At 67.5% G+C, this 6,726-nt stretch carries 3 protein-coding genes; 2 read left to right on the top strand and 1 reads right to left on the bottom strand.

Going from position 1 to position 6,726, the window contains the following annotated elements; translation table 11 throughout:
* Positions 1 to 302 (bottom strand): DUF2505 family protein (locus ACWDTP_RS36385; protein WP_450028067.1); only part of this gene is annotated, 302 nt, incomplete at its 3' end.
* Between the two features lie 198 nt (positions 303 to 500).
* Between ACWDTP_RS36385 and ACWDTP_RS36380 the strand changes: the two genes are divergently transcribed.
* Complete coding sequence (locus ACWDTP_RS36380) at positions 501 to 731, top strand: MbtH family protein (RefSeq protein WP_450028066.1); 231 nt, start codon at positions 501 to 503, stop codon at positions 729 to 731.
* Between the two features lie 46 nt (positions 732 to 777).
* Positions 778 to 6,726, top strand: a 5,949-nt coding sequence (locus ACWDTP_RS36375; protein WP_450028064.1) for an amino acid adenylation domain-containing protein, incomplete at its 3' end; no start/stop codon positions are given.

The raw sequence follows: 6,726 nt of genomic DNA, 5'->3' as shown, positions 1-6,726 counted from the left end.
CCGACGATGCTGACCCTGCCCCGCGCCCGGCACTCGTCGAGCCGGTGCCACGCCTCGGTTTGTACGACGCGCCATTCCCTCGGGAGGAACCTCGCGATCGGCGAGGCCTGCCCGCTGTGGCGGACATCGGTGACGATGACCGCGGCTACCGAGCCGTCCGGACCCACTGTGAAGGTGTCCAGTCTGCCGGGCCCGCCGAAAGTCGACACCCGGGCCAGCCAGTAGTCCTCGTCGGAGAATGCCAGCAGAATTTGCTCAACACTCGAGGGCGAGTTGATGTGGAAGTCGATCGACCGCGACACAGCAACAGACTATGCCGGGATTTTCCATTCTTGTACCCCACGAACGGTGAGTGGATATGCTGACTCCTGCAATTAATCCAGTCATAGCTGTAATGGGCCGGGGAAGGCGTGCGGGGCGAGCCAAGGCGCGGGGATGTGTGGCCTTGTGTCCGGATCGCTGAGCGATTTCTTGCCGGTCACTCAAAGGGGGAAGGCTTCGTGAGCATCAATCCGTTCGATGACGACAATGGCAGGTTTCTCGTCTTGATCAACGACGAGGAGCAACACAGTCTGTGGCCGACGTTCGCCGATATACCCGACGGCTGGACGGTCGTTTTCGGCGAAGCGGGCCGCACCGCGTGCCTGGACTACATCGAACAGAATTGGCCCGATATCCGGCCGAGGAGTCTTCGCGAGCGGTTGGCGCAGAGCCGGGGCTCCGGCACCTGAGCGCCGAGGGGCGCAGCAGTAGATCTTCGCGGTGGGGAGAAACCCGATGCAGCAAGATGAACGGTCGCTGCCGGTAACCCGCGCACAGCTCGACATATGGCTTGCGCAGGATCTGGCGCACTCCGGTACGGAGTGGCAACTCGGCTTATTCGTGCGGATCGCGGGCACGGTGGACCGTGACGCCCTCGAATGGGCGATCCGCCGGGTGATGCGGGAAGCCGAGCCGGTCAGGGCCGGCTTTTTCGAGGCGGGCGGTCAGGTCTTCCAACGACCGCTCGACTGCTCCGACACCGAACTGGTCTTCTACGATCTGACCGGCTCGCCGGATGCGGAGGAGGAGGCCGGTGAACTCGCGGCTTCGATCCAGCGCGAACCGATGTCGCTGGCTGGGCCGCTGTTCAGGTTTGCGCTGTTCCAGACGCGGGCCGACGAGTTCTTCCTGATCGGATGCTGCCATCACATCGTTCTGGACGGAACGGGTATCGCGATGGTCGGCCAGCGGCTCGGATCCGTGTACTCCGCGATCGTGACCGGCGCACCCATCCCACCGTCGTTGTTCGGATCGCTGTCCGATCTGATCGAGTGTGAGTCCGCATATGAGGCGTCCGAGGACTATGCCGGGGACCGCTCATATTGGCTCGGGCATCTTCCGCCGGAAAGCGAACCGCAATATCGGTGGGGTCACACCGATGGTCGGTCCGATCTGCCCTCCGCACCAGTGGAATTGGATCCGGCGGTGCTGCGCGGCGTCGACGAGTTCGCCCAGTCGCGGAACCTTCCCCGATCGTCGGTCATCACCGCGGCGTGTGCGCTGTTGGTGCGTGGATGGTGTGCCGACGGTCCGGACGTGGTGCTCGACTTTCCGGTCAGCCGACGCGTGTGTCCGGAATCGAAGACCCTGCCCGGGATGCTCGCCGGCGTGGTGCCCCTGGTTCTGCGGGTCGCCCCGGAGGCCACGGTCGCGGCATTCTGCGATGACGTCGACGTCAGCATCCGGCACGCTCTGGAGCATCAACGGTTCCCGGTGCACGCGCTCGAACGCAAGATCAATTCCCGCGCGGCGGGGCAACCGGTGCACCGGGTCAGTGTGAATTTCCTTCCGGCAGCGTTCACCTTGGACTTCGGCGGTTCGCCGGCATCGGCGTCGTTGACCAACGCGGGCGTCATCGGGGGTTTCGGGCTGTTCTTCTCGGGCGGGGGAGAACAGCTGTGTCTCAGCACTTCCGGTTCCGGGCATCCACTGGCGAACTTCGACGTCGGCGCGCTCGCGGAGCGGTTGCAGTGGGTGTTGACGGCGATGACGGCCGATCCCTCCCGTCCGGTGGCGTCGGTGGACGTGCTCGACCGGGGCGAACGCGACCGGCTGTTCGAGCTCGGTAATCACGCGATGCTGGGCGAGGCCGCGACCGGGGTCTCGATTCCGACACTGTTCGCGGCACAGGTGGATCGCGCCCCCGAGGCGGTCGCGGTCAGCTGCGACGGCTGGGCGATGACGTACCGCGACCTGGACGAGGCCTCGAATCGGTTGGCACATCTTCTGGTCGAGCAGGGGGCGGGTCCGGGCCGGTGTGTGGCGGTGCTGTTCAACCGATGCGCCGAGGCGATCGTGTCGATCCTGGCGGTGCTCAAATCGGGGGCGGCGTATCTGCCGATCGATCCGGCACACCCACAGCCGCGGGTCGAGTTCATGATCGCCGATGCCGACCCGGTGGCGGTGCTGAGCACCGCGGAGCTTGCGGACCGGTTGGCCGGGTCCGGCCTGAAAGTCCTCGATGTCGGCGATCCCCGAATCGGCGCTTACCCGGTTACCCGGCTGTCCGCGCCGGACGCCGACGATATCGCCTACCTCATCTACACCTCGGGAACCACAGGGACCCCGAAGGGTGTGGCGATCGCGCACGGCAATGTCACACAGGTGATCGGATCGCTGGACGGTGATCTGGAGCCGGCCGGGCGGGTGTGGTCGCAGTGGCACTCCTACAGCTTCGACATCTCGGGCTGGGAGATCTTCAACGCCCTGCTGTGCGGTGGACGGCTGGTGGTCATCCCCGAGGAGACCGCGCGCTCGCCCGAGGATTTCCACGCGCTGCTGGTCTCGGAGAACGTCAACGTGCTGGGTCTGACGCCCACCGCGGCCGCGGCGCTGTCCCCGGCGGGTCTGGATTCGGTGGCCCTGCTGGTCGGCGGTGAGCCCTGTCCGGTCGATGTGGTGGATCGGTGGGCGCCCGGGCGGGTGATGATCAATCAGTACGGCCCGACCGAGACCACGATGTGGGTGGCCCTGAGCGCACCGTTGACGACGCCAGGGCCCGCGGGGCAGACGGTGGTTCCGATCGGCTCGCCGCTGCCGGGTGCTGCGTTGTTCGTGCTGGACCAATGGTTACGTCCGGTTCCCGCGGGCGCGGTGGGTGAGTTGTATGTGGCCGGCCCGAATGTGGGCGTGGGGTACTGGCGTCGGGGCGGTTTGACCGCATCGAGGTTCGTGGCGTGCCCGTTCGGATCGCCCGGGGCCAGGATGTACCGGACCGGGGATCTGGTGTCGTGGGGACCGGATGGACAGTTGCGGTATTCGGGACGGGCCGACGAGCAGGTCAAGATCCGCGGGTACCGGATCGAACTCGGTGAAATTCAGTCCGCCCTCATCGAATTGGATGGGGTGGAGCAGGCGGCGGTGATCGCCCGTGCGGACCGGCCGGGTGACAAACGGCTGGTCGGCTACATCACCGGAACTGCGGACCCGGTGCGGGTGCGTGCCGTGCTGGGCGAGCGGTTGCCGGGCTATATGGTGCCTGCCGCGGTGGTGATGCTCGACGCATTGCCGTTGACGGTCAACGGGAAACTCGACAAACGGGCCCTGCCCGCACCCGAATACGCCGATGTCGACCGCTACCGGGCCCCGACCACTCCGACCGAGGAGATCCTCGCCGGAATCTACGCTCAGGTGCTCGGACTGGACCGGGTCGGGATCGACGAGTCCTTCTTCGACCTGGGTGGGGATTCGCTGTCGGCGATGAGGGTGGCCGCCGCGGTCAACACCGGATTGGCTGCCGATCTCGCGGTACGCACCCTGTTCGAGACACCGACCGTCGCCGAGCTCGCCCCCCGGATCACGGCGGGTTCCGGCGGGCGTGAGCCATTGCTGCCGCAGGAGCGTCCGGACCGGATTCCGTTGTCGTTCGCGCAGCGACGGTTGTGGTTCCTGAACCGGTTCGAAGGCGGCGTGGCGACCTACAACATGCCGACCGCGTTCCGGATCACCGGCACCGTGGACGTCGAGGCACTCAAGGCCGCACTCGACGACGTGATCGCGCGTCACGAATCGTTGCGCACGGTGTTCATCGACGTCGAAGGCCTGCCGGTGCAGAAGGTGTTGCCGGCCCGGCCGGGGATGTGGCTGTCCGAGCGCCCGGCGGTGGTGTCGGCATCGGAAGCCGATCTGGCCCGCGAACTTCCGGCGCTGGCCGGGTACCGGTTCGACCTCTCCGCCGAGATCCCGATCCGGGCGCGGATCTACGCCGTCGGTGCCGAGCAGCATGTGCTGGGGATCGTCGTGCACCACATCGCTTTTGACGGATGGTCGCTGGCCCCGATGGTGCGCGATGTGGGGGTGGCCTATGCCCGCCGGAGTGCGGGGCAGGCTCCCGATTGGACACCGTTGCCAGTGCAGTACGCCGACTACACCCTGTGGCAGCACGACCGGCTCGGAGACGAGTCGGATCCGGCCGGTGTGATCGCCGGGCAACTGGCCTACTGGCGCCAGGAGCTGGCCGATCTTCCGGAGGTAGTGTCGCCGCCGACCGATCGTCCCCGCCCGCCGGTGCCCAGCTACCACGGCGACGGCGTGGACCTTCGCATCGACCCGGACCTGTGGGCCGGGCTCAAGGCGGTGGCTGCCGAGCATCACGCGACGGTCTCGATGGTGCTGCAGGCCGCCTTGGCCGTGGTATTGCAACGGGAAGGGGCCGGCGAGGACGTGGCGCTGGGCACGCCGATCGCCGGACGGACCGACAAGGCGCTCGACGATCTGGTGGGATTCTTCGTCAACACCTGGGTGCTGAGGGTCGCGGTCACGCCCGGGCTGCGGTTCGGCGACGTGCTGAATCAGGTGCGGCAGAAGGCGCTTGACGCCTACGCCAATCAGGATGTGCCATTCGAATTGCTGGTGGAGCAGCTCAATCCCACGCGCTCGACCTCACATCATCCGCTGTTCCAGGTGGCCATGGTCTACCAGAACAATGCGCTTCCTCGAGTGGAACTCGACGGGGTCACCGTCGAGCAGATCCCGGTGCTCACCCGCACCGCCAAATTCGATCTGGACTTCGACATCCGCGAGCAGCCCGGCGAGGACGCGGATGCGCCGATGGCCACCGGAACGCTGACCTACGCCACCGATCTGTTCGACCGGTCCGGCATCGAACGGTTGGTCCGCCGGTTCGGCCGAGTGATCGAAGCCGTGGTGGCCGACCCGTCCGTGGTGGTCGGCGAGGTGGACCTGCTCGACCCCGACGAACGAGAGCTGCTGCTGAACAACTGGTCCGGGGCCGGCGCCGACGCGCCGGTCGGGTGGGGGCCGCAGCTGCTGGATGCGGCGGTGGCCGCCGACCCGGAGGCGCCCGCGGTCATCGACGGGGCGCGCCGGCTGTCGTATCGCGAACTGGACGAGACCTCGAACCGGTTGGCGCGGGCGCTGATCGAGGCGGGAGTGGGGGCGGAACGCGCGGTCGGCGTCGCGATGGACCGGTCCGCGGAACTGGTCGTGGCATGGTGGGCGGTGCTCAAAACCGGTGCGGCGTACGTGCCGGTCGATCGGTCACATCCGGCCGAGCGGATCGCCACGATCCTCGACACCGTCGACGCCGCATGCGTCCTGACCTACGGGGCCGATGCGGTGGCCGGTTCCGGTTCGCATCCCGTGGTCCGGTTCGATGCCCTGAATCTGTCGGAGCTCAGCGCAGATCCGGTCACCGCCGCGGATCGGCAGGCGCAGGCGGGCCCAGCGGACGCGGCATACGTGATCTTCACCTCGGGGTCCACCGGCACCCCGAAAGGCGTGGTCATCAGCCACGCCGGGCTGCTGGGCGTGGCCGGCGCACATCGCGAGGTGTTCGGATTGAACCCGACCGACCGGGTGCTCATGGTGGCCGCACCGACCTTCGACGCGTCGGTGTTCGAATGGCTGTGGGCGGTGGCGTCGAAGGCCGCGCTCGTGGTGGCGCCGCCGGATTGCTACGCCGGGGATGCATTGACCGACCTCCTGCGACGTCAGCGGGTCAGTGCGGCGTTGATCACCCCGACGGTACTGGCGACGCTGGACCGGACCCGGCTGGACGGGCTCGACACCCTGATCACCGGTGGCGAGGCGTGCCCGGCGGAATTGGTGGCGGCCTGGGCGCCGGGCCGGGCGATGTTCAATGCTTACGGCCCCACCGAGGTGACGATCTGGTCTACCTGGAGCGCGCTGACGGCGGGACAGCCGGTGCGAATCGGTGCCCCGATCGCCGGGACATGTGCGCTGGTGCTCGACGGCCGGCTCAAACCGGTTCCGGTCGGAGTGGTCGGTGAGCTGTATCTGTCCGGGCCGGTACTGGCCCGGGGCTATGCGGGTCGCGCCGACCTGACCGCGGACCGGTTCGTGGCCAACCCCTTTGGCGACGCCGGGACCCGGATGTATCGCACCGGCGATCTGGTGCGCTGGACCCGGGAAGGCACACTCGAGTACCTCGGCCGCGCCGACGCGCAGGTCAAACTGCGCGGCCAGCGCCTGGAACTGGGGGAGATCGAGAACACCCTGCTGGCCTGCCCGCAGGTGAACCGCGCGGCCGCCGCCGTGGCGCACCGGGACAACGCCGATCATCTGGTCGGCTACATCGTCCTGGACCACGGCAGTACCGCAGACCGCGAGAGCGAAGTCGTCGACCAATGGCAGCACGTCTACGACGAACTCTATGACGCCGGGCTCTACGAGTCCGGGTTCGGCAGCGACTTCCGGGGATGG

The organism is Mycobacterium sp. NPDC003449 (assembly GCF_053588415.1).
The sequence above is the reverse complement of the archived record's forward strand: the minus strand, read 5'-3'. Positions and strand labels throughout refer to the sequence as shown.